We start from the raw sequence: 25,356 nt of genomic DNA, 5'->3' as shown, positions 1-25,356 counted from the left end.
TCGGCTGACGCCTCGTGGCTCCGCCCCGGACCCCGCGCCACAATCGCCGGCGGGGCTTGATTTTGCCGCAGGGGCTTGATTTATCAAGCCCCTGCGGCGATTGAGCAGGCCCGTCCGGCAGGACTTTCGGGAAGGGGTGGGGTGGGGGATTGATCGCCGCACGGGCTCGGTCCACCTAGACTCGCCCCCATGGAGATTCTCGCATTCGGGGTTCAATCGGACGAAAGGCCGCTCATCGAGAAGGCCTTCGAAGGACACCACGACGTCCGCTGCCTCGACGTCTTCCTCAACGAGGACACCGCTCCCATCGCGGCCGGCTACGAGGCCGTCTCCACCAGCGTCAACGCCACCCTCAACCACCACGTGCTCCAGACCCTCGCGGCCGGCGGCACGCAACTGATCGCCCAGCGCTCCACCGGGTTCAACAACATCGACCTCCAGGTCGCCGAGCGGCTCGGCCTGACCGTGGCCCGCGTCTCGTACTACTCGCCGTACTCGGTCGCCGAGTTCGCCTGGACCCTCGCGATGGCCGTCAACCGCCGCATCGTCCGCGCCAGCACCCGCACCCGCGACTTCGACTTCCGCCTCGACGGGCTGATGGGCCGCGATCTGCGGGGCCGCACCGTCGGCGTGCTCGGCACCGGCAAGATCGGTGAGGCTTTCACCCGGATCGCGCACGGCTTCGGCATGAACCTGCTGGGCTGGGACGTCGCCGAGAACCCGAACTGCACGGCCCTCGGCATGAAGTACGTCGACAAGGACCAGCTGTTCGCGGAGGCGGACGTCATCAGCCTGCACGTGCCGCTGCTGCCCGCCACCGAGCACATCGTCGACGCCGCCGCGCTGCGCGCCATGAAGGACGACGCGATCCTGATCAACTCCAGCCGCGGCGGCCTCATCGACACCAAGGCGCTCGTCACCGAGCTGCGCGAGGGCCGCTTCGCCGGCGTCGGCCTCGACGTGTACGAGGCGGAGGCGGGCCTGTTCTTCCTCGACAAGTCCCTCGACGTCGTCGAGGACGACACCCTGGCCCGCCTGGTCACGTTCCCGAACGTCCTCGTCACGTCCCACCAGGCGTACTACACCGTGGACGCGGTCGGACAGATCATCGAGACCACGGTGCAGAACGTCCTGGACTATCAGGCGGGCCGCCGCTCCGAGAACGTGCTGGTGCCGGCTGCCAGCTGAGCCATCAGTTCGCCCACGATCCCGGCGCCGCGCAGCGACAGCACCGACTCCGGGTGGAACTGGACCGCGGCGAACGAAGGCCCCCGCAGCGCGTGCACCTCGCCCGTCACCCGGTCCCTGCTGATCTCCACGCCGTGCGCCGCCAGTTCGGTCGCCGCGCCGTCGTCGCAGGACGCCACGAAGCTGTTGTAGAACCCGACCTTCTCGGTCCGCCCGAACACCTCGACGTCGGTCTGCGCGCCCTGGTACGGCACCTCCTTGCGGACGATCTCCAGGCCCAGCTCCGCCGCGATCAGCTCGTGGCCCAGGCAGACGCCGAGCACGCCGTGCTCGTGGCCGCGGATCACGTCGGCGGTCAGAGCGCGCAGGAAGCGCATCTTCGGGTCGGTGACGTCCGAGGGGTCACCGGGGCCCGGGCCGAGGACGACCGGGCCCTCGTGCGCGAGCACCGCCTCCCGCAGCCCCTCCTCGTCGTAGCGCCGCACCGTCACGTCGAGCCCCGTCGAGCGCAGCACGTGCGCGAGCATCGCGGTGAACGTGTCCTCGCCGTCGACGACGAGCGCGTGACCGGAGAGGTCGCTCTCGCGCTTCTGCATCCGCAGCCAGAACGGCGCCAGGGACGCCCGCCGCCCGTCGAGCGCGGCCCGCACCCGCGGGTCGTCGGCGAGCGGCGCCCGCGCGCCCTCCCCGCGCGGGCGCGCCGGACGCACGCCGAGCGCGGCGAGCACACCGGCGGCCTTGGCGTGCGTCTCCGCGACCTCGCTCGCCGGGTCGGAGCCGCGCACGAGCGTCGCGCCGACCGGGACGCGGAGCCGCCCGGAGGCGTCGATGTCGGCGGTGCGGATCAGGATGGGGGAGTCGAGCGTCTGCGCCCCGCCCGCGTCGCGGCCGACGAGCGCGAGCGCGCCCGCGTAGTAGCCGCGGCCGCCGACCTCATACCGCTCGATGACCCGGCACGCGTTCTGCACGGGCGAGCCGGTGACGGTCGCCGCGAACATCGTCTCCTTGAGGACGTCCCGCACGTCGAGCGTCGACTTGCCGCGCAGCTCGTACTCGGTGTGCGCGAGGTGCGCCATCTCCTTGAGCCGCGGACCGACGACGACACCGCCCATGTCGCCGACGGTGCACATCATCTTGAGCTCCTCGTCGACGACCATCGACAGCTCCTCGATCTCCTTGCCGTCGGCGAGGAAGTCCAGCAGGTGCTCGGGCGTCGGGCCCTCGGCCGGGTAGCGGTACGTGCCGCTGATCGGGTTCATGACGACGGTGCCGCCGGACATCCGCACATGCACCTCGGGGCTCGCGCCCACCAGCGTGCGCTCCCCGGTGTGCACGACGAACGTCCAGTACGCGCCCCGCTCCCCGTCGAGCAGCCGCCGGAACAACGCCAGGGCGTCGGCCCGCGAGAATCCCGCGATCTCACCCTCGTACGTACGGCGGATCACGAAGTTGGCGCCCTCGCCCCGGCCGATCTCCTCGCGCAGCACCCGGCCGACGATGTCCGCGTAACGGTCGTCGTCGACGTCGAAGCCGCCGTCACGGACCCGGACGTCGTGGCGCGGAAGCTGTTCCAGGGCCTCGGCGAGCGGGATCTCGTACGACTCCTCGGGGGTGAGGACCGTGAGCGGGGTGCCGTCGTCGCGGACGTCGAAGCCGCGTTCGCGGATCTGCCGGAAGGGGACGAGCGCGAGCCCTTCGGGGATGTCGGCCAGGCGTTCGTACGCGCCGACCTGGCCGACAAGCACCTCGACCGTGTCGTGCTCGCGGCCGGGGGTGCGGCGGCGCAGCAGGGCGAAGGGGCGGTCGTCGGCGAGCAGTGCGTCCAGCATGAGGAGTGTTCCTTCCAGTGACTTCGTGAGTCGTCGACTTGGGGAGTCGTCAGGGAGGAACAGCCTCTGAAAACACTGAAGGCCGCCCCTCGGGCGGCCTTCGCGGTTTCAGGTACGCGCAGTCAGTGGGCCGCCGGATGTGCGGTCCACCACCAGGTGCGGTGCAGTTGCTGCGCGAACATGAGCGTCACCGTACCCGATGCCCGGGCGGTACGGCTCAGACGTGTCGCGTCCGTCTCAAAAGATGAGCGGGGGAATGGACCGGCGACCCGACCCCGTAGTGTTTACGAGGTGACCGTGAACGCTAAGACCAGCGCCAGCGCTGGCAACACCTGGCGAGACCTGCCCGCGGCGCAGCAGCCCGAGTACCCCGATGCCGAGGCTCTGCGCGATGTGATCGCGGACCTCGAGTCGTATCCGCCGCTCGTCTTCGCCGGCGAGTGCGACCAGCTGCGCGACCGTATGGCCGCCGTCGCCAAGGGAGAGGCGTTCCTGCTCCAGGGCGGCGACTGCGCCGAGGCCTTCGACGCCGTTTCCGCGGACCATATCCGCGCGAAGCTGAAGACGCTGCTCCAGATGAGCGCCGTCCTCACGTACGCGGCCTCCGTGCCGGTCGTGAAGATCGGCCGCATCGCGGGCCAGTACTCCAAGCCGCGCTCCAAGAACACCGAGACCCGCGACGGCGTGACCCTGCCGACCTACCGCGGCGACTCCGTCAACGGCTTCGAGTTCACCGAGGCCGCGCGCGTCCCGGACCCCGAGCGCCTGAAGCAGATGTACAACGCCTCTGCCTCCACGCTCAACCTGGTGCGTGCCTTCACCACCGGTGGCTACGCCGACCTGCGCCAGGTGCACGCCTGGAACCAGGACTTCGTGAAGGCGTCCGCCTCCGGGCAGCGCTACGAGCAGCTGGCCCGCGAGATCGACAACGCGCTGAACTTCATGAAGGCCTGCGGCACCGACCCGGCCGAGTTCAAGGCCGTCGAGTTCTACGCCTCCCACGAGGCGCTGCTCCTCGACTACGAGTCGGCGCTGACCCGCGTGGACTCGCGTACGGGCAACCTGTACGACGTCTCGGCCCACATGGTCTGGATCGGCGAGCGCACGCGTCAGCTCGACCACGCGCACGTCGAGTTCGCCTCGAAGATCCGCAACCCGATCGGGATCAAGCTCGGCCCGACGACGACGGCCGAGGACGCGCTGCAGTACATCGAGCGCCTCGACCCCGACCGCGAGCCCGGCCGGCTGACCTTCATCGTCCGCATGGGCGCCGACAAGGTCCGCGACAAGCTGCCCGAGCTGGTGGAGAAGGTCACGGCGTCCGGTGCGCAGGTCGCCTGGATCACCGACCCGATGCACGGCAACACGTACGAGGCGGCCTCCGGTCACAAGACCCGGCGCTTCGACGACGTGCTCGACGAGGTCAAGGGCTTCTTCGAGGTCCACAAGGCGCTCGGCACGCACCCGGGCGGCATCCACGTCGAGCTCACCGGTGACGATGTCACCGAGTGCGTGGGCGGCGGCGACGAGATCTTCGTCGACGATCTGCACCAGCGCTACGAGACGGCCTGCGACCCGCGCCTGAACCGCAGCCAGTCGCTCGACCTGGCGTTCCTGGTGGCGGAGATGTACCGCGACCAGTGAGCCCGGTTCACTGTAGGTAACGCCGTGGGGCGCGGATCACAAGGATCCGCGCCCCACGGCACTTTTGTGCTTCTGGTCGGCCGGGTAAGGTTAGGTTAGCCTCACCGACCAATCGGGACGGCGTTTGCTATGAGTCCCGACGACAGTCCGACCGGGAGGTGAACCGCGTGTTCGTCTGCAACTGCTTCGGTGTCACCGAGGCGCAGGTCAAGAAGCACGCGGAGGACGGTGCCTGCACTCCCCGCCAGATAGCGTCGGCCTGCAAGGCCGGCACCGACTGCGGCTCCTGCGTCCGCCGGATCCAGGCACTGCTCGGCCGCAGCGCGTGCCCCCGCCGGGACCTCGTGGAACAGGGCGAGACGGCCGCGGCGCTCGAACCGTCGACGGAGTTGCCGAAGGCGGCCTAGCTCTCGGGCTACTAGCTCTCCGGCTGCTCGATGAGCTGCGCGATGTAGAGCGCCTCACCCAGCTTCTCCACCAGTTCAAGCTGCGTGTCCAGGTAGTCGATGTGGTGCTCCTCGTCCTCGAGGATCGACTCAAAAAGGTTCGCGGACGTGATGTCGCCCTTGCCGCGCATCACCTCGATGCCCCGCTTGAGGCGGTCGATCGCCTCGACCTCGATCTGCCGGTCCGCATGGAACATCTCGGTGACCGTCTGGCCGACCCGGACGTGGAAGAGCCGCTGATAGTTCGGCAGGCCGTCCAGGAACAGGATCCGGTCGGTCAGCAGCTCCGCGTGCTTCATCTCGTCGAACGACTCGGAGCGTGTGTACTTCGCGAGCTTCGTCCAGCCGAAGTTGTCCTGCATCTTCGCGTGCAGAAAGTACTGATTGATGGCCGTGAGCTCGGCCGTCAGCTGTTCGTTGAGAAACTCGATGACCTCGGGGTCGCCCTGCATCGCAGAGGCTCCTTCCAAGCGGTTACTGGGCAGGTTTCGCGCATCCTTGCACCGGCACAGGAGTGCGTCCAGTAAGTGCATGCTTAGTAGGAGTTGCCCGAATCGACGTTCGTGGCAGGTCCGGGCGGGGTGGGCGTGGTCACGTCCACTGCTCAAGGTCTGTCAGGATGGAGGGCATGGGTCATCCGGTGGGTCGCGAGTCTGGGGGAGCAGTGCAGCCGGAGCTTCCACCGGGGCAGCGTCTGCAGCGCGGCTGGCCCGTCACGCACTACGGCCCGGTGCCCAAGTTCCGCCCCGAGCGCTGGGAGTTCAGGGTCTTCGGGGCGACCGCCGACGGCGACAAGCACTGCTGGAACCACGAGGAGTTCGCGGCGCTGCCGTACGGGACCGTGGTCGGTGACCTGCACTGCGTCACGAAGTTCAGCATGCTCGCCGCCGAATGGGGCGGCGTCCGCGCCTCCACGATCCTGGAACTCGCCCCTCCCGGGCCCGATGTCACCCATGTGATGGTGTGGGCCGAGTACGGATTCTCGTCCAATCTGCGGCTGTCCGACTTCGCCTCCGAGCGGGCCATCTTCGCCACGCACAAGGACGGCGAACTGCTCACCGCGGAGCACGGTTTCCCGCTGCGTCTCGTGGTGCCCCATCTGTACGCCTGGAAGGGCCCGAAGTGGGTGCGCGGCGTCGAGTACATGACGGCGGACCGGCGCGGTTTCTGGGAGGAGCGCGGGTACCACAACGTGGGCGACCCGTGGCGCGAGCAGCGGTACTCGTACCAGGAGGGGCCCGGCGAAGGGCCCGAGTTCTAGGGGTTCCGGAGCCTTCTGTACTCCTCAGTGGTGGTACTTGTGGACCACCGCGTGGCCCTTGCCGCGGCCGATCATCCAGCGGTTGACCGGGGTCGTGACGACGAAGGCGATCGCCAGTGACACCGCGAGCGCGCCCCAGAAGAGGGCGTCGTCGAGGTGGGCGTCCATCGCGTTCGGCCACAGCGCGATGACGCCGTTGTCGATCAGTTCCATGACCGCGATGGAGAGGGTGTCCGCGGCGAGCGCGACCCGGAACGCCGTCTTGAAGTCGACGCCCGCGCGCAGGACGCCGCGCAAGGTGAGCGAGTAGCCGAAGACGAAGGCGAGCGCGATCGCCAGGATCATCGTCGGTACGTTGCCCCAGCCGAGCGCGGTGCCGATCACCATGCCGAGGACCTCGCCGATGGCGCAGCCGGTGAGGCAGTGCAGGGTGGCCTGCGCGGCCATGGACCAGTTGACCCTGCCGCTGGTGCCGGGTGCGCCATGGTGTTCGTGTTCGTGTTCGTGTCCGGTGTGCGTCTCGTGCCGCATGGTTCCCCCAGTGATCGTGGTGGGTGCTGCCACTGAGGGAACCGTATACCCCCATGGGGTATTCCGTCCGAGGGTTCTCAGCTCCGAAGTTCCTTGAGGCGCGCGACGTCGGCCGCGTGGCCCTCCTTGCCGCCGGGCGTCTCGATGACCAGGGGAACGTTCTCGGTCGCGGGGTGGGTGAGCAGCTCGCGGAACGGCTCCTCGCCGATGTGACCGGAGCCGATGTTCTCGTGCCGGTCCTTGTGGGCGCCCACGACGTCCTTGGAGTCGTTGGCGTGGATCAGCTTGAGGCGGCCCTCGCCGACCGTGTCCACGAGGAGGTCGAGGGTCTGCTTCATGCCGGCCGGGCCCGTGAGGTCGTGGCCCGCCGCGAAGATGTGGCAGGTGTCGAGGCAGACGCCCAGCTTGGGGTGGCGGTCGAGGACGTCGAAGTACGGGCCGAAGTCCCAGGTGCGCGAGCACAGCGAGGCGCCCTGGCCCGCGGTCGACTCCAGGAGCAGGAACGGGTCGTCGTCGTGGGTCAGCTCGTCGAGCAGCGGCAGCATCCGCTCGCGAACCTGCGCGAGGGCGACCTCGCGCTCCCGGCCACCGGTCGCGGAGCCGGTGTGCACGACGACGCCGAGGGCGCCGATCGCGCGGGCTCGGCGCAGCGAGTGCCGCAGGGAGTCCACGGACCTGTCGACGGTCGCCTCGGTGTGCGAGCCGAAGTTGATCAGGTAGGGCGCGTGGACGTACGCCGGGATGTTCTCGGCGGCGCACTGGGTGCGGAAGTCCTCGTCCTGCTGAGGGTTTCCGGGCGGGGTGGCCCAGCCGCGGGGGTTGGCCACGAAGACCTGGACGGTTTCGGCCTTGAGGTCACGAGCGTAGGAGAGCCCTGTCTTCGCGAGGCCACCGGCCACGGGAACGTGACCGCCAATGGGATTACGGATGCTGCTGTTCACTCGGCCAAGGGTGCCATGGGCAACCAATCCCCTGCGGCGATTGAGCAGACGGCCCACCGTGCCCGACGCCTCGGGGCTCCGCCCCGGCCCCCGCGCCTCAAACGCCGGCGGGGCTTGATCTATCAAGCCCCTGCGGCGATTGAGTAGCGGGGGCCGGGACAGAGCCCCGAGAGCCCAGCCCCGGTGCCGGTGCACACGCCCGGCCGACTACCGGATGGTGATCGTCACGGTCGACCCCTTGGGCGCTTCGTCGCCGCCCTCCACCGACTGGCTCCTCACGGTGTCGCCGAACAGCCCGAGCAGCCCCCGGTCCTCCTCCACCTCGAAACCCGCCGCACTGAGCCGCGACTTCGCGTCGTCGACCTTCTGCCCCGTGACATCGGGGACCTCGACCATGACGGGCCCCTTGGAGATCGTCAGGGTCACCGTGTCGCCCTTGGCGAGCTGCTTGCCCTCGGCGGGGGACTGCTTGGCGATGTCGCCCTTGTCCTCCTCGGAGTGGACCCGCTTCGTGGAGATCTCGGCCTTCAGGCCCTCGTCCTCGAGATCGGCGATGGCATCCTGCTCGGACTCGCCCGTGACATCGGGGACGTCGACGGGGGAGCCCTTGGAGACGACCAGGGCGACGGCGGAACCGGCCCTGCGGGTCTCGCCCGCTCCGGGATCCGTGCGGATCACCGAGCCCTTGGCGATCTGGTCGCTGAACTCCCTGGTGGTCATGCCCGGTTCGAGGTCCCGCTTCTTGAGGTCGCTCTTCGCCGTGTCCAGAGGGGTGTCGCTGAGGTCGGGGACCTTCACGGTCTTCGACCCCCTGGACACCGTCAGGTCCACCGTGCCGCCGCCGCGGATTCGGTCGCCGGATCCCGGGTCGCTGTCCATGACGGTGCCGCGCTTGTACGTGTCGCTGTACGCGCGCGTGACCGTGCCCCGCTCCAGGCCCGCGTCGGCAAGCCGCTTCTCGGCCTGCCCCTGCGTCTGGTTGAGGACGGACGGGACCTGCGTGAACTGGCCGGAGTTGATGTACCAGACGCCGGTGCCGACACCGAGGACCAGCAGGATCGCCGCGAGGATCGCGATGGTGCGGCGCTGCGGGCCGCGACCACGACCGCGACCGCCGCCGTGAGCCGGCCCGGGGACCGTGGGCGGCGGAGCCGGCGGCATCTCCAGGCGGCTCGTCCGGTTGAGCCGCGCCTGGTCCTCGGAGTCCGTGGGCAGCGGCAGCTGTACGGGTGTGCCCACCGCGCGCGGGATCACGCTCGTACGGTCGTCGGCCCCCACGTACTCCGTATCGCGCGCCTGCGGCGGCACCGCGTCCAACTGGGCGTCCGTGAGCGCCGACCGGGCGCCCCTGGCCTGCGCGAGGAGGGCCACCGCGTCGTGCGGGCGCACCTCGGGGGTGCGGGCCGTCGCCGACGCGACCAGTTCGTCGAGCTCGTAGGGGAGGCCGGGGACCGCGGCCGAGGGCGGGGGCACGTCCTCGTGGAGGTGCTTGTAGAGGATCTGGGCGGGGGACTCGCCCGCGTGCGGCTTGCCTCCCGTGAGCATCTCGTAGAACACGACACCGCACGCGTAGACGTCCACGCTCGCCGTCGCCGTGCCGTTCTCGATCTGCTCGGGCGCCAGGTACGAGACCGTGCCGAGGACCGCGCCGGTGGTGTTCGTGACCGTGTCCACGGCCCGTACGAGACCGAAGTCCGCCACCTTCACCCGGCCGTCGTCCCCAATCAGGACGTTCTCCGGCTTCATGTCGCGGTGCACGAAGCCCGCCCGGTGGGCCGCTCCCAGCGCGGCGAGGACCGGCTCCAGGATGTCGAGGGCGGCGCGGGGCCGCAGCGCGCCCCGGTCGCGCAGCACGTCGCGCAGGGTGCAGCCGGCCACGTACTCCATCGCCAGATACACGTACGCGCCGTCGGTGCCCTGGTCGAAGACCCCCACGACGTTCGGGTGCGAGAGGCGGGCCACCGACTTGGCCTCGCGGATGAAGCGGTCCACGAACGAGGCGTCGGCGGCCAGCGAGGGGTGCATCACCTTGAGCGCGAGCACGCGGTCGAGGCGGGTGTCCACGGCCCGGTAGACCGTGGCCATCCCGCCGACCGCGATGCGTGCGTCGACGCGGTACCGGCCGTCGAGCACGTGCCCGAGCAACGGGTCCTGAAGGGTCGTGTCCACGCAGGCGAGTCTACGAGGAGCGACCGACACCCAGCTTCCGTGCCGCAGGACCGGGCCAGTACTGCAGCACAGCTGTGACCACCCTCAAGCCCGCGGGGTCCTTTTAAGCCCCGCCGGCGATTGAGGCGCGGGGTCCGGGGCAGAGCCCCGCGACCGCCACCCCGGTGCGGCTTACCGGAACGCCGGCCGCTCCGGATCAAGCCGCGCCCGCCCCTCCGCAGACGAGGACGCCTCCGCGAAGTGACGCTTAGGGATGCGCCCGGCCCGGTATGCGAAGCGTCCCGCCTCCACCGCGTGCCGCATCCCGTCGGCCATGAGGACCGGCTCCTGCGCGCGGGTCACCGCGGAGGCGAGCATCACACCCGCGCAGCCCAGCTCCATGGCGAGCGTCACATCGGACGCCGTGCCCGCCCCCGCGTCCAGGATCACCGGCACGCGCGCGTGCTCGGTGATCAGCTGGAAGTTGTGCGGGTTGCGGATACCGAGCCCCGAACCGATGGGGGAGCCGAGCGGCATGATCGCCGCGCAGCCGACGTCCTCCAGCTTGCGGGCCAGGACCGGGTCGTCGTTCGTGTAGGGAAGGACCGTGAAGCCGTCGTCCACCAGGGCCTCCGCCGCGTCGAGCAGCTCGATCGGGTCTGGCAGCAGGGTGCGCTCGTCGGCGATGACCTCGAGCTTCACCAGGTCCGTGTCGAGCGCCTCGCGCGCGAGGCGGGCCGTCAGGATCGCCTCTCCCGCGGTGTAGCAGCCGGCCGTGTTCGGCAGCACCCGGATGTTCAGCTTCTCCAGGACGGAGAGCACCGAGCCGTGCACGCTCGCGTCCACGCGGCGCATCGCCACGGTGGTGAGTTCGGTTCCGGAGGCCACCAGGGCGCGCTCCAGGACGTCGAGGCTGGGTGCCCCGCCCGTGCCCATGATCAGGCGCGAGGAGTACGTGTCGCCCCCGAGGTCGAAAGTGTCGTCGGCCATGGACGGTTCAGCCTCCTTGTACGGCCGTGAGGACCTCGACGCGGTCTCCTTCGGAGAGCGCCGTGGCGGGCCATTGGGTGCGGGGGACGACGGTTTCGTTGAGGGCGGCGGCGACGCCCTTGGGTGCGGTGGTGAGCGTGGTGACCAGGAGGGCGAGCGTGGTGCCCGCGGTCACCGTGCGCGGCTCGCCGTTGACGTGGACGTTCATACGGGCTGCTCCACGAGGGCTGTGCCGAAGCGTTTCGGCGTGAACGGGCGGGCCTCTTCCGGAAGTTCACCGGTGGTCAGGGCGTGCGCCATGGCGTCGCCGGTGATCGGCGTCAGGAGCACGCCGTTGCGGTAGTGGCCGGTCGCCAGGAGGAGGCCGGGCAGGGTGGTCGGGCCGAGGAGCGGGGCGTTGTCGGGGGAGCCGGGGCGCAGGCCCGCGCGGGTCTCGGTGAGCGGGAGTTCGGTGATGCCGGGGACGAGTTCGTGGGCGTCCCGCAGGAGTTCGTAGACGCCTCCCGCGGTGACCGTGGTGTCCCAGCCGAGTTCCTCGCTGGTCGCGCCCACCACGAGTTCGCCGTTGACGCGCGGCACCAGGTAGAGGTTGCCGCCGCGGACGACCGCCCGGACCGTGCGGCTGAGGAAGGGCACGTACCGCTTCGGCACCGTCAGGCGCAGCACCTGGCCCTTGACGGGGCGCACCGGCGGCAGTACCGCGTCGGGCACCCCCGCGAGCTGTCCGCCGCGGCTGCCCGCCGCCAGCACCACCTGGCCGGCGGCGAGTTCGGTGCCGTCGGCGAGGACCGCGCCGCGCGCCCGGTCGCGGACGACACAGAGCCTTTCGGCCCACGATCTGTGGAAGGTCACGCCGGAGCGCTCGCAGGCCGTCACGAGGGCGCTCGCGAGCCTTCTCGGGTCGATCTGGTGGTCGCCGTCGACGCGCAGTCCGCCGCGTACGCCCGGCGCGAGCATTGGTTCGAGGCGGCGGCAGTCGCGGCCCGAGAGCCACTCGGACTCGAGCCCCGACTTCGTTTGCAGCGCGTGCAGTTCGCGAAGGTGGGCGCGGTCGTCGGCGTCGAGCGCGACCGCGAGCGTGCCGCACGCGCGGTAGCCGAGGTCCTGCCCGGTGGCCTCGGACAGCTCGGCCGCGAAGTCCGGGTAGCGGCGCGCCGAGGCGAGGTTCAGGCCGAGCAACGTCTGCTCGCCGTGGTGGAGTTCGGTGACCGCGGCCAGCATTCCGGCCGCCACCTGGGCGGCCCCGCCGCCGGGTTCGGGGTCCGCGACCGCCACGGTCAGGCCGCGCTGCGCGGCCCGCCATGCGGTGACCAGACCGATGATGCCGCCACCGACGACGAGGACGTCGTGGGTGTGCGGGGGGACGGGATGCGTTGAAGGCATGGACGACATGGGTGACATGGGCGTCAAGCCCCTCCCTTCGCCGGTATGACCCGGATCAGGTTCGTACGGTCGAAGGCCGCTCCAGCCTCCCTCTCAGCCCGCTGCGTACGGGCTCCCGCGAGTGCTCTACGTTGGCCACCCTAGCCGTTCACCGCGACCCCCAGTAAGGGAGCCTCGAACCAGTGCCCCGATCTCTCGACGGTCTCGTGATGTCCCCCGTTGCCGACCAGGCTCCCGGTCAGGTGGGCACGCGCACCCGCTTCACGTACCGGGAGAGTGACGGCCGCATTTCGGCCGACTACGTAGGCGGCGATGTCGTCCAGGGGAACCTTGTGGGCACGCGCTCCGGGGACGAGATCGACTTCCGCTACGTCCAGCTGAAGACCGACGGGACCACCTCCTCGGGACACTGCGTCTCGACCGTGTCCGAGCTCCCGGACGGCCGGGTGCGCCTCGACGAGACCTGGGAGTGGGAGTCGCAGGAGGGTCGCGGCACCAGCGTGGTCGAGGAGCTCGCGCGCTAAACCGGCGGCATGTGTGGAGGACGTCACGGTGTCGGAGTGGTCCGCATCGCTGACTGCCGAATGATCAGGTGCCTAAGGTTGCTTCCGTGAGCGAGCAGCGGAGCGGGAGCGGAGCGCCTTCGGGGCAGCGGAACGTCGTCATCGTGGGCGCGGGCATGGCCGGTGTGCAGACCGCGGTCGCGCTGCGCGAACACGGCTTCACCGGCGCGATCACGCTGCTCGGTGCCGAACCCCACCAGCCGTACGACCGGCCTCCGCTGTCCAAGGCGGTGCTGCTCGGCAAGGCCGAGGGCTCGGCCTTCGACGTGGACTTCGAGGCGCTCGGCGTCTCCCTCGAGCTGGGCCGCGAGGTGACCGGGCTGCGCCCCGGCGACCACGAGCTCGACACCGCCGAAGGCCCGGTCCCGTACGACGTGCTGGTCGTCGCGACCGGCGCCGAACCCGTCCAGCTGCCGGGCGCGCGATCCGCCCCCGGAGTGCACCTGCTGCGCACGCTCGACGACGCCGAGCGGCTCCGGCCCGTCCTCGCTGAGCAGCACGACGTGGTGGTCGTGGGCGCCGGCTGGATCGGTGCCGAGTTCGCCACCGCGGCCCGCGAGGCGGGCTGCCGGGTCACGGTGGTGGAGGCCGCCGAGCGGCCGCTGGCCGGGGCGCTGCCCGCCGAGATCGCCGCGCCCATGGCGACCTGGTACGCCGATGCGGGAGCCCGCCTGCGTACCAACGCGCGCGTGGAGCGCATCGAGCCGGACGCCGTCGTCCTCGACGACGGCACGCGGCTGCCCGCGGGAGCCGTCGTCGTCGGCATCGGCGCCCGCCCCGCCACCCGCTGGCTGGCCGGCTCCGGCATCGAGCTGGGCGCCCACCGCGAGGTCCTCGCGGACGACGGGCTGCGTACATCCGTGCCCGACGTGTACGCGGTGGGGGACTGCTCCTCGTTCCCCTCGGGGCGCTACGGAGAGCGCCTCATGGTCCACCACTGGGACAACGCGCTGCAGGGGCCGCGCACGGTGGCGGCGAACATCGTCGGGCAGACCCCGGCGGTGTACGACCCGGTGCCCTATTTCTGGTCCGAGCAGTTCGGCCGGTTCGTGCAGTACGCCGGGCACCACAAGGGCGCCGATGCGACGGTGTGGCGCGGCGACCCCGCCGGCGCCGCCTGGTCGGTGTGCTGGCTGCGTGACGGCGCCCTCGTGGCGGTCCTCGCCGTCGGCAAGCCGCGTGACCTGGCCCAGGGGCGCAAGCTCATCCAGTCCCGGACCGCGCTCGACCCGGAGCTCCTCGCGGATCCGGCCCGCCCGCTGAAGTCCGCGGTGGCGTGAGTCCGTCTCCTTGAGGGCCCCGCAAAGCGTGCCAGAAGGGGTGAAACGGGAGGATCCGTGGTCCATCCGCACCGGCCCGGCTTCCGAGTGTCAGTCCGGGATGGCACGCTTGTCCTGTGACCGAGATTGACGCAAACATCGATGCTCTCGTCCCCGCCTGGCTCAACCTCCCCGACATCGCGGAAATGCTCGATGTCGAGGTGACGCGTGTGCGGCAGCTGGTCAAGGAAGGCCAGCTGATCGCCGTGCGCCGCGGAGAGAACAGGGCACTGCACGTGCCCGCCGCCTTCATCGACGGCGACAAGATCGTCAAGGGGCTCGTCGGCCTCCTGACAGTCCTGCGGGACGACGGCTTCAGTGACGAAGAGATGCTGGAATGGCTCTTCACCCCCGACCCGAGCCTGCCGGGCACGCCCGCGCAGGCCTTGAGTGAGAATCGCGGCACGGAGGTGAAGCGTCGCGCCCAGGCGCTCGCCGTCTGACCCGACAACCGTCCGGCGTGCGCACCGCGGCTCGTGGTGCGCACGCCACCGATATCGCACGACCCACGGGGGGACTTCATGGCGGACTCCAAGCGCGCACTGCTCGCCGATGCGCGGCTCTACCTGTGCACCGACGCGCGCAGGCGCCAGGGTGATCTGCCGGAGTTCCTCGACGCCGTGCTGGCCGGCGGCGTCGACATCGTGCAGCTGCGCGACAAGGGCATGGAGGCCGGCGAGGAGCTGGAACACCTCCAGGTGTTTGCCGATGCGGCCCGCCGCCACGGCAAGCTGTTCGCGGTGAACGACCGCGCGGACGTCGCCCACGCGACCCGCTCGGACGTGCTGCACCTCGGCCAGGGTGACCTGCCGGTGCCCGCGGCCCGCGCCGTCCTCGGCGATGACGTGCTCATCGGCCGCTCCACGCACGCGCGGGACGAGGCCGCCGCGGCGGCCGTCCAGGAGGGCGTGGACTACTTCTGCACGGGCCCCTGCTGGCCGACTCCGACCAAGCCCGGACGGTACGCCCCCGGCCTGGACCTCGTGCGCTACACAGCGGGTCTGGACACGGACCGCCCCTGGTTCGCGATCGGCGGCATCGACCTGGCGAACCTGGACGAGGTCCTGGAGGCCGGAGCCCGCAGAGCCGTCGTCGTCCGGGCCATCACGGAGGCCGACGATCCGGCCAACGCGGCGGCCGAGTTCGCGAAGCGCCTGCGCGCCGTGTGACCTGCGCGGTCCTGGAAAATCCCGCCGGTGAAGGCCGTCCCGCCGGCCTGTCCGCAAGGTGGACGGGGATTAGGGGCTTTGGATATCGGTCAGTAACCTGCCCGTATGGCCCTAGGTACCGCTTCCACCAGGACTGATCGCGCCCGCCGGGTGAGCGACATGCTCGCGCCCGGCAAAACTGTTTTCTCGTTCGAGTTCTCCGCACCGAAGACCCCGAAGGGCGAGCGCAACCTGTGGAACGCCCTGCGCAGGGTCGAGGCGGTCTCACCCGACTTCGTCTCCGTGACGTACGGCGCGGGCGGCTCCACGCGCGCGGGAACCGTCAAGGAGACGCAGCAGATCGTCGCCGACACGACGCTGACGCCGGTGGCCCACATCACCGCCGTCGAACACTCGGTCGCCGAACTGCGCAACATCATCGGTCAGTACGCCGACGCCGGGATCCGGAACATGCTCGCGGTCCGCGGCGACCCGCCCGGCGACCCCATGGGCGACTGGATCTCGCACCCCGAAGGCCTCACGTACGCGGCCGAACTCGTTGAATTGATCAAGGAGTCCGGGGACTTCTGCGTCGGCGTCGCCGCATTCCCCGCGATGCACCCGCGCTCGGCCGACTGGGACTCCGACGTGCGGCACTTCGTCGACAAGTGCCGCGCGGGCGCCGATTACGCGATCACGCAGATGTTCTTCTACCCGGAGGAGTATCTGCGGCTGCGCGACAAGGTCGCCGCGGCCGGCTGCGAGACGCCGATCATCCCGGAATGCATGCCGGTGACGAGCGTGCGCATGCTCGAACGCCTGCCCAAGTTGAGCAACGCGGACTTCCCTCCCGAGTTGAAAGAGCGAATCCTCACAGCAAAAGACGATCCGGCCGCTGTACGCTCCATTGGCATCGAGTTCGCTACGGAGTTTTGCGCCAAGCTGCTTGACGAGGGAGTGCCGGGTCTGCACTTCATTACGCTCAACAACTCCACGGCAACGTTGGAGATCTACGAGAACCTGGGCCTGCACCACGAGCGGGGCTGATTCCGCCGTACCCACAAGGGCTACGGCCGTACGAGAGGGGCGTACATGGGCTGGGCGGTCCTCTATGTCGCGTTCGGACTGGTGGCACTGTGGCTCCTCGGTGAGGTCCTGCTGCAGTACAAGGCACGGCTGCGCTGGCGGCTCCTCGCCTTCGGCGGCTTCCTCGGAGTCGTGATCGGCGTCCTGATTCCTTCCGTGTACGTCATCGGGGCAGGGGCGATCGCGTTCGCGATCGGGCAGACGTACGTCACGCTGTCGTTCCGCCGCGGGTTCGCCGCGGGCTGGTCGCTCAAGGGCGTTCCGGGTGTTCCCGGCACCGACCGGGGGCGGCGCTCCGAGAAGGAGCTGCACCAGGACCCGACGCTCCAGGTCTCGGACCTGGAGTACGAGCCGGCTCCGCAGGAGTACGCGCCGGTCCCGGAGCCGGCCGCCGAGAGCACGGCGGTGTACGCCACCGAGCCGATGCCCGACGACACCAGCCAGTACGGCGTCTACCAGGACTCGGCGTACGCCCAGGCGGCGCACGGGACGCAGGACGCGGCGTACGCCCAGACCGCCCAGGCGGCGCACGGGATGCAGGACTACGGCTATGACGCCGGGTCCTACGGCTACGACCAGCAGAGCTACGGCTACGACCCGGCTCAGCAGCCGTACGCCGCCCCGTACTCGGACCCGTACATCGGGACGCAGACGTACCCGGCGCAGCCCCAGTACGGCGACCCGTACCCGACCGGGCAGGGCTATGCCGACCCGTACGCGACGGCCGCGGGCTACGGCGGGGAGACGCCTCCCGGCGGTGTCTGGGTGCCGCAGCAGCGGGAGGGCGACGGGCAGCAGCAGAACTACGGCGGTGAACTGCCGCCCGAGCAGCAGTACCCGACGTACCCGCAGCACGACCCGAACGCCGGGTACGACAACACCGGGTACGACAACGGGTACAACGAGCAGCAGTACAGGTACTGAGGCCGGCACCGAACCAGGTACCGAACGCGGAGTCCGGGGCTCACTGCGAGCCCTGGAAGTCCGGGCCCTCCACGATCAGGCCCGCCACCAGCGCGCCGGACATGGTCGCGTGCGGCAGACCGCCGCCCGGGTGGGACCAGCCGCCGACGGTCGTCAGGCCGGGCAGGGCCGTGGTGTTCGACGCGTGCAGCAGCTCGCCGCCCGCCGCCGCGAGCGCGGGGGCGGGCACGGCGCCGCCCTCGGCCCCGGTGGCCTCGGCGATGTCCCGCGGGGTGCGCACCTCGTGCCACAGCAGCCGCTCGCGCAGCGCGGGCACCGCCCGCTCGGCCGCCGCGAGGACCCGCTCCACGTCGGCTTCTTCCACGCGCGCGTGCGCCGGGACGGTCACCGTGAGGGTCACCGCCTCGTGCTCGGCGTCCGGCACCGCCGAAGCGTCACCGGTGCGCAGCACCGCCACCGTCGGTCTCTGCGGCGCCGCGCCGCCCTCGAAGAGCCATGCCAACTCGGCGTCTCTGTCCGCCGCGTGCACCACCGTGCGGTGCGGGGTGTCCTGCGGCCGGGCACCGCGCAGCGCGAGGTGCACGGTCAGCCGGCTCGGCCACGCCGACTCGCGCTGGGCAGGACCCTCGGCGCGCACGGGCCGCCCCGGAAGCAGCCCGCTCAGGACGCCCGGAGCGACACCCGCCACCACGAACTCGGCTTCCTCCACTGTGCCGTCGGCCAACTCCACGCCGGCCGCGCGCCCGTCCTTCTCCACGATCCGGGTGACCGCCGAGCCGAATCTGAACTCGACCTTCCGCTTCAGGCAGCGCGCGTGCACCGCGTCCGCGAGGGCCCGCATTCCGCCGGTCACCGCCCATGTCCCGAACGTCTGCTCCATGTAGGGCAGCACGGCCGCGCTTGCGGGGGCCGTACGGGGATCGAGACCGTACGCCAGCGCGTACTGCTCAAGAAGCGCCACGAGCCGCGGCTCCCCGCCCAGTTCGAGCGCTCCGATCTCGGTGAGCGTCGCCGCCGCGCGGTCCTTGCGCAGGACCCTCTTGTGCACGACCGCGGGGTACGGCTCGCGGTCGGCGAGCACCCGCCAGTTCGGCCACAGCGGCTCTTCGAGCAGCGGGCGCCGCGAGCGGTCCCAGGCCTCCCGCGCGCGGTTCAGATACGCCGACCAGCGCTCGCCCGCGCCCGAACCGACCGCCGCGTCCAACGCCTCGGCGACGCCCGCCCGCCGCGCGTTCGGCAGGTCCGTCGTCGTGCCGTCCGCGAAGACGTGCCGCACGGCGGGCTCGATCTGGGTGAGGCCGACGAGGTCCTCCAGCGACTCCTTGCCGGTCTTGATGAACAAGTCCCGGTGGGCCGCGGGCAGTTGGAGCAGCCCCGGGCCCGTGTCGAACGCGAAGCCGTCGCGCTCGATGCGGCCCAGCGATCCGCCGTACGTCGACGCGCGCTCGAAGACCACCGGTCGGTGGCCCGCGACGGCCAGCCGAGCGGCGGCCGCCATGGCGCCCATCCCCGCGCCGATCACCGCAATTCGTGCCATGTCAGGGACCTTATCCGCCACCACTGACAACGCGGCTGCCAGGTCGTGCCGGTGGTCCGCTGAGTGCGGGCACGGAGTTCTCCTGGGCTTGAGCGCGCACGCCTGAGTATCCGTACCTAGCCGAGGAGATGAGTAGGTACGCGGATGGGGCGCGACCTGCGCAGACGGGAGAGTGGGGAACACGGAGAGGGGCACGGATGCGACACCGCCGACACGGGGCGGCGGAACGGATCGAGTGCCTCTTGCCGCTCCTCTCGCCCGCAAGGGCGGGAGCGAGGACGGGGGACCCTGGGGGAGACCGAACGGGGGTCCAACGGGGGACCAATGGGGGACCCACGGGGGGAAACGGGGGATGCGCCGGTCCGGTGAGGCCTGAGAACGACCACAGGCCCTGCCGGACCGGCGCTTCATTTGTGCCGACCGCCGACCGCCGACCGCCGACCGCCGACCGCCGACCGCCGCCGGGCGCCGCAAGGCGAATGCCCGGCCGCCGTGCCTCAGGCCTTCCCCGTCAGCGGCTGCCCGCCGCCCACCCGTCCCTGGAGCAGCAGCGAGAGCGCGCCGTGCACATCGTCCAGCGAGCGCTCGGGCTGGAACGCCTGCCAGTCCAGGGCGGCCACGAGGACCATGCCCACGAGGGCCGCCGCAGTGAGCGACACATCGATCTCCTCGCTCAGCTCACCGCTCTCCACCGCGGTCCGCAGAACGTCCTCCACCACGGCCACCGTCTCGTTGCGGACCACGGCGAGCGTGGACTGCCAGGCACGGTTGGTGCGCCACAGTTCGGCGACGTAGAGCTGGGTGAAGGCCGGGTACTGGTCGATGAACTCGAGACCCGCACGGGTCATCGCGTCCAGGGCGTCGACCTTGCTGCCGCCGTTCTCGTCCGTCTTCTGTGCCGCCTCCCGGAGGGAGGCGGAGAGGAGCCCGACGCCGTGCCGCAGCAACTCCTCGAAGAGGACCGACTTGCTGGCGAAGTTGTAGTAGACCGTGCCCTTCGCGACCCCGGCCCGCTCGGCGATCTCGTCGACCGTGGTCGCGGAGAAGCCCTGTTCCGCGATGAGTGTGACCGCGGCCTCGTAGAGCTTCTGCCGGGTGGCCTGACGCCGTGTGCTGCTTTCCATGCCCCTGATTCTCACAGGAGCCGATGTGGGCGCGCTCACAGGCTCAGCTCCGGGTGCAGCCGGTCCAGTGTCCACACCTGCTTGCGCCGGGCCGTCCACGCGGTGAGGGCGAGTGCGCCCACCGTGAACGCCGTGAGCACCACGCAGGCCTGCCACACCGGCCCGAGCCCGCCGCCGGAGATCAGTCGCCGCAGGGCCTCCACGACGTAACTCATCGGCAGGAACGGGTGGAGCGCGTTGAAGAAGCCGGGGCTCGTCTGCACGGGGTACGTGCCGCCCGCCGACGTCAGCTGAAGCATCAGGAAGGCGAGCACGAGGATGCGGCCCGCCGCACCGAAGCGCGCGTTCAGCCACTGCACGATCGCCGCGAAGCACGCCGTGACGAGCCCCAGGAAGCCGACCGTGCCCGCCGCGTGCAGCATTTCGAGGCCGAGGGCCCAGTGCAGTACGGACATCAGGGCAGCCACCTGTAGACACCCGAGCGCCGCCACGGGCAGCCAGCCCGCGAACGCCACCCGCCAGGACGAGGCGCCTGCCGCGAGGGCGCGCCGGTTCATCGGCTGGATCAACATGTAGGCGACCATCGCGCCCACCCACAGGGAGAGCGGAATGAAGTACGGGGCGAAGCCTGTCCCGTAGTTGGGCGCCTTGTGCAGCGACTGCGAGGCCAGCTTGACGGGGTCGGACATCACCCCGGTGCGCTGATCGCGGTCCTTCTTGTCGTAGTCGGGGATCTTCTGTACGCCGTCGTGCAGACCGCCCGCGAGCTCGCCCGAGCCGTCGGCCAGCTTGAACATGCCGCCGTCCAGGTCGTTCGCGCCGGTCTCCAACTTGCCGACCCCGGCGTCGAGTTCCGTCGACCCGGTGTGTGCCGTCCCGAGCCCGGTGTGCAGCTTCTCGGCGCCCGCGGCGACCTGGCCGGCCCCGTCGTTGAGCTTGTTGATCTGGGCGACCGCGCTCTCGACGTCCTGGTCGAGGGTCGGGGCGTGCGCGGCCAGGTTCTCGGACTGCTTCTGGAGCATCGCCAGGTGGCTGTCCATCTGGCCGAGGTTCCCGTGCTCGTCCTGGATGAGCGTGTTGAGGTCGTCGGAGATCGTGGCGACGTCGTTCGCCGCCGTCTTCGCTTTCTTCAGGTCCGGGCAGGCCGGGTCGTCGAGCACCGCCTTCTCGCAGCGCCTTTCGTAGACGGCGTCCAGGGCGTCGGACCCCGCGTGCGCGCCCGTACGCGCGGTGGGGGCGATCCTCACCAGGTCGTCCAGGTTGTGCCGGACGCCCTGTGCGGAGTCGGCGACCAGGCGTGCCGTGTCGGCGATCGCCTTCTTGTTGCCCTTCAGGAAGGGACGTACCTGGTCGGCGGCGCCGTTGACCTTGTCGGCGAGCAACTGCGTGCCGTCGGACACCTGTCGGGAGCCCGACTCCAGGTCACCGGCTCCGGTGGTGAGCTTCGTCAGGCCGCTCTCCAGGTCGCCGCTGCCCTTCTTGGCGTCCTGGAGGCCGTCGGCCAGGTCCTTCGAGCCCTTCTTGGCCTTACCGATGCCGCCTTCGAGCTGGTCGGCGCCCTTGGCCGCCTTCTTCGTCGCGTCATGGATGTCCGAGAAGGACACGAAGATCTTGTCGAGGAACGAGCGTGACGCGTTGGTGGACGCCGCGGAGCGCACCTCGGAGAAGACCGTCCGGGAGATCTGCCCGACGATGTAGTTGTTCGCGTCGTTCGTGCGCACCTGGAGGGCGCCGGTCTCCGGCGAGTCGCCCGAACTCGACGCGATGCGCTTGCTGAAGTCCTTCGGCATGGTGAGCGACAGGTAGTACGTGCCGTCCTCCAGGCCCTTCTTCGCCTGCGCGGAGCCGACTTCGTGCCACTGGAAGGTGTCGCTGTCGTACAGGCCTTTGGTGATGTCGTCGCCCGCGCTGATCTTCTGCCCGGCGGCCGACGCACCCTTGTCGTCGTTGACGAGCGCCACGGGAATCTTGTCGAGCTTTCCGTACGGGTCCCAGAAGGACCACAGGTACAGCGCTCCGTAGAGCAGCGGCAGTAGCAGGAGCGCGACGAGTGCGGCGCGCGGCAGCTTCCCCCTGCCGAAGCGCCTGAGTTCAAGCGCGGCGAGCTTCGGCGAGTGCATCGGCCGTCTCCTTCGCGGTGTCGTTCGCGGTGTCGTTCGCGGTGTCGTTCGTGGTGTTCACCGGGGCGGTCGACACGACGACCGCCCCTTCGGGGGCCTCGCTGCACACGGCGACGACCGTCGTGCCCGCGTCGGCCACGGCCCGCAGCTGGGCCCAGATCTCGGCCCGCTCGGCGTCCGCGAGCTTGAGGTCGGTGTCGTCGACGCCGATCAGGCGCGGCCGGGCGACGAGCGCGAGCGCCAGGGACAGGCGCAGCGCTTCGAGGCGCTCCAGGTCGCGCACGGAGGTGCGGGAGCCCTTCGGCAGCGTCTCGGTGTCGAGCCCGGCGGCGGCGAGCGCGGCGTCGATGCGCAGGCTCGCCTCCGCCCTCCGCTCGGCAGGTGTGCGCAGCAGCCCGCGGAGCGTTCCGTCGAACCTCCGCTGCAGCAGCGCCTGTTCCCGCAGGTGCTCGGCCACGGTCAGGGCGGGGTCGAGCTCCGTCACGCCGGGCACGTGCGCGAGCGCGCTCATCCTGCGTACGGCGGTCAGCTGCTTCGGCAACCGCATCCCGCCGACCCGCGCCGTCCCCTCGCTCGGCTTCATCCGCCCGGTCAGCGCGAGCAGCAGGCAGGTGCGCCCGCTGCCGGAGGGGCCCTCGATCGCGACGAGCGAGCCCGCCGCCGCGTCGACGCCGATGCCCCGGAAGGCCCAGCCGCGCGGCCCCTTCAGGCCGAACTCCGTGGCGGCCACCGAGGCTCCGGCCGCCGCCCCGTGCTCGTCCGCGCTCGTCGCCCCGCTTGCCGGGCCGTCCATGGGTCCCCCCTGGGAACTTCTTTGAACTGACTGGTCAGTGCAAAAGTTAGCCCGAACTTCCGATCGAAGCAAAATGCCTGGTCAGGGCCGATTGTCAGTGGCGTACCCCACGATGGGCACATACGGCCACAGTGCCGTCACACAGACGACAGGAGGTTCGTCATGGCTGGACACAAGGCACTCACCACAGCTGCCACCCGCCGCGGCGCCACCGGCCCTGCCCCCTCACCCACCGGACCGGCGAGCGACGTCCACCCGGTCCTCCGCCGGGCCGGCGCCCCGCCCGCCGCCCTCGACCTGCTCGCCCAGGCCCGCGCCGGACTCGACGAGGCGTCCGTGCTCGAGACGGCGAACGAGCGGTACGCCACGGCCCACCTCGCCGCGCTGCGCACCGCCGCCGCCGTGCTCGCGGCCCGCGGCAGGCCCGAGTCCACGCCCAGGCGCCGCGCGAAGATACGCAGCGCGTGGGAAGTGCTCCCCGAGATAGCTCCCGAACTGGCGGAGTGGGGCGCCCTGTTCGCCGCGGGCGCCACCAAGCGGGCCCGCGCGGAGGCGGGCATCCGCGACGCGGCCACGGCCCGCGACGCCGACGACCTGCTGCGCGACGTGGCGATGTTCCTGCGCCTGGTCGAGCGCACGCTCGTGCTGCAGCCGGTGCTGCCCCAGCCCCGGCAGGAGGGGGACGAGCGCACGCGCCGGCGGAAGGTGCAGGACGCCGGGTAGCGCACGGGAGCGCGCGCACGCATGGCGTGGTCGCCGGGCCGCGCCCATTAGGGTGGAGGCGCCCGAACCTGTACTTGCTCCGCCGCCGGTCGGAGCCGCCCCGAGGAGTCACCTGCCGTGTCGGATCACCGCCCTCGAACCACGTCACCGCGCTCCGACTCCTCGCGGCCCCGCGCCTCCCTCCGTACCGCCGTGGTCTGGGACGTCCTCAAGGACGCCCTCGACCGGCGCGCCAAGTCGGCGGGGAGCGAGGTCCTTGACGTCCTCGACACCGGGGGTGGCAGCGGCAACTTCGCGGTGCCGGTCGCCCAGCTGGGCCACCGCGTCACCGTCGTCGACCCGAGCCCGAACGCGCTGTTCGCCCTGGAGCGCAGGGCGGCGGAGGCCGGCGTCGCCGACCGGGTGCGCGGCGTCCAGGGTGATGTCTCGGGCCTCTTCGACGTCGTCGAGCGCGACGGATACGACGCGGTCCTGTGCCACGGCGTCCTCGAGTACGTGGAGGAGCCGGCGGAGGGCGTGCGCAACGCCGTGGGCGCGCTGCGCTCCGGCGGCGTGCTCAGCCTGCTCGCCGCGGGCCTCGGCGGCGCCGTCATCGCGCGGGCCCTCGCGGGGCACTTCAAGGAGGCCCGGCAGGCACTCGACGACCCGGCGGGTCGCTGGGGCGAGGGCGACCCGGTGCCGCGCCGCTTCACGGCCGAGCAGCTCACGGAGCTCCTCGGCGGGGCCGGAGTGGACGTCGGCGCGGTGCACGGTGTGCGGGTCTTCGCGGACCTCGTCCCGGGCGTCCTCGTGGACACGGAGCCGAGCGCGCAGCGGGAGCTGCTGAAGCTCGAGGCGGCCGCCGCCGAGCTGCCCGCCTTCCATGCCGTGGCCACGCAACTGCACGTGCTCGGTGAGAAGCGAGTGGCCGATGAGGCCTGATCGGGCCGTCCGATGGCCGTCGGCCGCCGCTGATCAGCGGCGCAGCGATTGATGGAGTACGCCACAGGCCACCCGATCGGACGCTCGGCGCCGTATGATCTGAGGTGACCGCCCGGCATGACGGGTCGGCCGCTGGGGCATGTCGCTCTGTGAGCCGGGACGCCGTGTCGCGGTGGACAATGGCGAAGTTGGCGTAGAGGGGCGGGTTTCACGGGGGCGATTCCCTGCCTATCCTGAAGGGGACCCCCGGTCGCCCCGGCGACTGCACGATGAGGAGGACTCCGTGCCGCTCTCGGAGCACGAGCAGCGCATGCTCGAGCAGATGGAGCGAGCGCTGTACGCCGAAGATCCCAAGTTCGCGACAGCGCTTGAGGGAAGCGGGCTGCGTACATACACCCGACGTCGGGTCTACCAGGCAGTCGTGGGCTTCCTGGTGGGTATCGCGCTCCTCATGGCAGGAATGGTCGCGCAGCAGATCTGGATCAGCGTGGTGGGGTTCCTCGTCATGCTGGGATGTGCGGTGCTCGCCGTCACCGGCTGGCGCAAGGCCCCCAAACCAGGGGAGCAGCCGGAGGCCGGAGCCGCAGGAGCCGTGCCGGGTGCACCGGCGACCCGACGGCAGGGCAAGCAGAAGCGCTCCATGATGAACCGCATCGAGCAGCGCTGGCAGCGCCGCCGGGACGAGCAGGGCGGCCAGGGCCGCTGAGCGGCGAGCAGGCAGCCGCCGACAGACATGC

At 70.9% G+C, this 25,356-nt stretch carries 26 protein-coding genes and 1 riboswitch; of the genes, 13 read left to right on the top strand and 13 right to left on the bottom strand.

What is annotated here, in order from left to right:
- Nucleotides 1-189 precede the first annotated feature (189 nt).
- Entirely contained in the window at nucleotides 190-1,188 is a 999-nt protein-coding gene (locus ABT004_RS20645) for a 2-hydroxyacid dehydrogenase (protein WP_351338806.1), read from the top strand.
- Here ABT004_RS20645 and ABT004_RS20640 read toward each other — a convergent pair.
- Nucleotides 1,140-3,017, bottom strand: coding sequence for an anthranilate synthase family protein (locus ABT004_RS20640; protein WP_351338803.1), 1,878 nt, complete (start codon nucleotides 3,015-3,017; stop codon nucleotides 1,140-1,142). The genes ABT004_RS20645 and ABT004_RS20640 overlap by 49 nt on opposite strands.
- Nucleotides 3,018-3,139: 122 nt before the next feature.
- Complete coding sequence (locus tag ABT004_RS20635; protein ID WP_351338815.1) at nucleotides 3,140-3,199, bottom strand: trp operon leader peptide; 60 nt, start codon at nucleotides 3,197-3,199, stop codon at nucleotides 3,140-3,142.
- 109 nt (nucleotides 3,200-3,308) lie between these two features.
- Between ABT004_RS20635 and ABT004_RS20630 the strand changes: the two genes are divergently transcribed.
- Together ABT004_RS20630 and ABT004_RS20625 are read left to right on the top strand one after the other, a co-directional pair.
- Nucleotides 3,309-4,661, top strand: coding sequence for a class II 3-deoxy-7-phosphoheptulonate synthase (locus ABT004_RS20630; protein WP_351338801.1), 1,353 nt, complete (start codon nucleotides 3,309-3,311; stop codon nucleotides 4,659-4,661).
- Between the two features lie 158 nt (nucleotides 4,662-4,819).
- On the top strand, nucleotides 4,820-5,068 hold the full coding sequence (locus tag ABT004_RS20625) for a (2Fe-2S)-binding protein (protein WP_351338798.1): 249 nt from the start codon (nucleotides 4,820-4,822) through the stop codon (nucleotides 5,066-5,068).
- Between the two features lie 11 nt (nucleotides 5,069-5,079).
- Here ABT004_RS20625 and bfr read toward each other — a convergent pair whose 3' ends face one another.
- Entirely contained in the window at nucleotides 5,080-5,559 is a 480-nt protein-coding gene (gene bfr, locus ABT004_RS20620; RefSeq protein ID WP_351338795.1) for a bacterioferritin, read from the bottom strand.
- 176 nt (nucleotides 5,560-5,735) lie between these two features.
- Between bfr and ABT004_RS20615 the strand changes: the two genes are divergently transcribed.
- A complete protein-coding gene (locus tag ABT004_RS20615; protein WP_266720524.1) occupies nucleotides 5,736-6,368 on the top strand; it encodes a sulfite oxidase-like oxidoreductase in 633 nt (210 codons plus the stop codon).
- Between the two features lie 24 nt (nucleotides 6,369-6,392).
- Here ABT004_RS20615 and ABT004_RS20610 read toward each other — a convergent pair whose 3' ends face one another.
- The 6 genes from ABT004_RS20610 to thiO all read right to left on the bottom strand — a co-directional run bounded on the left by ABT004_RS20610 (nucleotide 6,393) and on the right by thiO (nucleotide 12,361).
- Nucleotides 6,393-6,899, bottom strand: a complete 507-nt coding sequence (locus tag ABT004_RS20610) for a DUF4396 domain-containing protein (RefSeq protein ID WP_351338814.1) — start codon at nucleotides 6,897-6,899, stop codon at nucleotides 6,393-6,395.
- Nucleotides 6,900-6,976: 77 nt separating this feature from the next.
- Nucleotides 6,977-7,828 (bottom strand): deoxyribonuclease IV, encoded by an 852-nt coding sequence (locus ABT004_RS20605; protein ID WP_351338812.1) that lies wholly within the window; start codon nucleotides 7,826-7,828, stop codon nucleotides 6,977-6,979.
- A 219-nt stretch (nucleotides 7,829-8,047) separates the two neighbouring features.
- Nucleotides 8,048-10,009 carry a Stk1 family PASTA domain-containing Ser/Thr kinase gene (gene pknB / locus ABT004_RS20600; RefSeq protein ID WP_351338792.1) on the bottom strand — a complete coding sequence of 654 codons (1,962 nt, stop codon included), beginning with the start codon at nucleotides 10,007-10,009 and terminating at the stop codon, nucleotides 8,048-8,050.
- A gap of 171 nt (nucleotides 10,010-10,180) precedes the next feature.
- The gene (locus ABT004_RS20595; RefSeq protein ID WP_351338789.1) at nucleotides 10,181-10,978 is read right to left on the bottom strand and encodes a thiazole synthase; all 798 of its coding nucleotides are present in this window, start codon (nucleotides 10,976-10,978) and stop codon (nucleotides 10,181-10,183) included.
- A gap of 7 nt (nucleotides 10,979-10,985) precedes the next feature.
- Nucleotides 10,986-11,186: a sulfur carrier protein ThiS gene (gene thiS, locus ABT004_RS20590; RefSeq protein ID WP_351338786.1), complete on the bottom strand. Its 201-nt coding sequence runs from the start codon at nucleotides 11,184-11,186 to the stop codon at nucleotides 10,986-10,988.
- A complete protein-coding gene (thiO, locus tag ABT004_RS20585) occupies nucleotides 11,183-12,361 on the bottom strand; it encodes a glycine oxidase ThiO (protein WP_351338783.1) in 1,179 nt (392 codons plus the stop codon). Before thiO ends, thiS begins: the two co-directional genes overlap by 4 nt.
- Before the next feature lie 15 nt (nucleotides 12,362-12,376).
- Nucleotides 12,377-12,490, bottom strand: a riboswitch (TPP riboswitch).
- 53 nt (nucleotides 12,491-12,543) lie between these two features.
- Between thiO and ABT004_RS20580 the strand changes: the two genes are divergently transcribed.
- The 6 genes from ABT004_RS20580 to ABT004_RS20555 all read left to right on the top strand — a co-directional run bounded on the left by ABT004_RS20580 (nucleotide 12,544) and on the right by ABT004_RS20555 (nucleotide 17,401).
- Nucleotides 12,544-12,885 carry an avidin-fold protein gene (locus tag ABT004_RS20580; RefSeq protein ID WP_351338780.1) on the top strand — a complete coding sequence of 114 codons (342 nt, stop codon included), beginning with the start codon at nucleotides 12,544-12,546 and terminating at the stop codon, nucleotides 12,883-12,885.
- An 86-nt stretch (nucleotides 12,886-12,971) separates the two neighbouring features.
- Nucleotides 12,972-14,204: an NAD(P)/FAD-dependent oxidoreductase gene (locus ABT004_RS20575; RefSeq protein ID WP_451189588.1), complete on the top strand. Its 1,233-nt coding sequence runs from the start codon at nucleotides 12,972-12,974 to the stop codon at nucleotides 14,202-14,204.
- A gap of 116 nt (nucleotides 14,205-14,320) precedes the next feature.
- Entirely contained in the window at nucleotides 14,321-14,686 is a 366-nt protein-coding gene (locus ABT004_RS20570) for an Rv2175c family DNA-binding protein (RefSeq protein ID WP_351338777.1), read from the top strand.
- 78 nt (nucleotides 14,687-14,764) lie between these two features.
- Nucleotides 14,765-15,412, top strand: coding sequence for a thiamine phosphate synthase (gene thiE, locus ABT004_RS20565; protein WP_351338774.1), 648 nt, complete (start codon nucleotides 14,765-14,767; stop codon nucleotides 15,410-15,412).
- Nucleotides 15,413-15,517: 105 nt separating this feature from the next.
- Nucleotides 15,518-16,438 (top strand): methylenetetrahydrofolate reductase [NAD(P)H], encoded by a 921-nt coding sequence (gene metF, locus ABT004_RS20560; protein ID WP_351338772.1) that lies wholly within the window; start codon nucleotides 15,518-15,520, stop codon nucleotides 16,436-16,438.
- Between the two features lie 45 nt (nucleotides 16,439-16,483).
- Nucleotides 16,484-17,401: a hypothetical protein gene (locus ABT004_RS20555; RefSeq protein WP_351338769.1), complete on the top strand. Its 918-nt coding sequence runs from the start codon at nucleotides 16,484-16,486 to the stop codon at nucleotides 17,399-17,401.
- 40 nt (nucleotides 17,402-17,441) lie between these two features.
- Here ABT004_RS20555 and ABT004_RS20550 read toward each other — a convergent pair whose 3' ends face one another.
- The 4 genes from ABT004_RS20550 to ABT004_RS20535 form a co-directional block, all read right to left on the bottom strand.
- Nucleotides 17,442-18,938, bottom strand: coding sequence for a phytoene desaturase family protein (locus ABT004_RS20550; RefSeq protein WP_351338766.1), 1,497 nt, complete (start codon nucleotides 18,936-18,938; stop codon nucleotides 17,442-17,444).
- A 497-nt stretch (nucleotides 18,939-19,435) separates the two neighbouring features.
- Nucleotides 19,436-20,062: a TetR/AcrR family transcriptional regulator gene (locus tag ABT004_RS20545; RefSeq protein ID WP_351338763.1), complete on the bottom strand. Its 627-nt coding sequence runs from the start codon at nucleotides 20,060-20,062 to the stop codon at nucleotides 19,436-19,438.
- 35 nt (nucleotides 20,063-20,097) lie between these two features.
- Nucleotides 20,098-22,182, bottom strand: coding sequence for a YhgE/Pip family protein (locus ABT004_RS20540; protein WP_351338760.1), 2,085 nt, complete (start codon nucleotides 22,180-22,182; stop codon nucleotides 20,098-20,100).
- Nucleotides 22,154-22,975 (bottom strand): ATP-binding cassette domain-containing protein, encoded by an 822-nt coding sequence (locus tag ABT004_RS20535; protein WP_351338758.1) that lies wholly within the window; start codon nucleotides 22,973-22,975, stop codon nucleotides 22,154-22,156. The genes ABT004_RS20540 and ABT004_RS20535 overlap by 29 nt, the downstream gene beginning before the upstream one ends.
- Before the next feature lie 162 nt (nucleotides 22,976-23,137).
- Here ABT004_RS20535 and ABT004_RS20530 point away from each other — a divergent pair, with 162 nt between their 5' ends.
- The 3 genes from ABT004_RS20530 to ABT004_RS20520 all read left to right on the top strand — a co-directional run bounded on the left by ABT004_RS20530 (nucleotide 23,138) and on the right by ABT004_RS20520 (nucleotide 25,325).
- Nucleotides 23,138-23,698: an SAV_6107 family HEPN domain-containing protein gene (locus tag ABT004_RS20530; protein WP_351338755.1), complete on the top strand. Its 561-nt coding sequence runs from the start codon at nucleotides 23,138-23,140 to the stop codon at nucleotides 23,696-23,698.
- 117 nt (nucleotides 23,699-23,815) lie between these two features.
- Nucleotides 23,816-24,619, top strand: a complete 804-nt coding sequence (locus tag ABT004_RS20525) for a class I SAM-dependent methyltransferase (protein WP_351338753.1) — start codon at nucleotides 23,816-23,818, stop codon at nucleotides 24,617-24,619.
- A 283-nt stretch (nucleotides 24,620-24,902) separates the two neighbouring features.
- A complete protein-coding gene (locus ABT004_RS20520) occupies nucleotides 24,903-25,325 on the top strand; it encodes an SCO2097 family morphological protein (RefSeq protein ID WP_351338750.1) in 423 nt (140 codons plus the stop codon).
- Nucleotides 25,326-25,356 lie beyond the last annotated feature (31 nt).

Origin of the sequence: Streptomyces sp. NPDC002790, from assembly GCF_040295505.1 — a bacterium.
Classification (GTDB): domain Bacteria; phylum Actinomycetota; class Actinomycetes; order Streptomycetales; family Streptomycetaceae; genus Streptomyces.
This window is presented reverse-complemented; position numbering and strand designations above follow the sequence as displayed.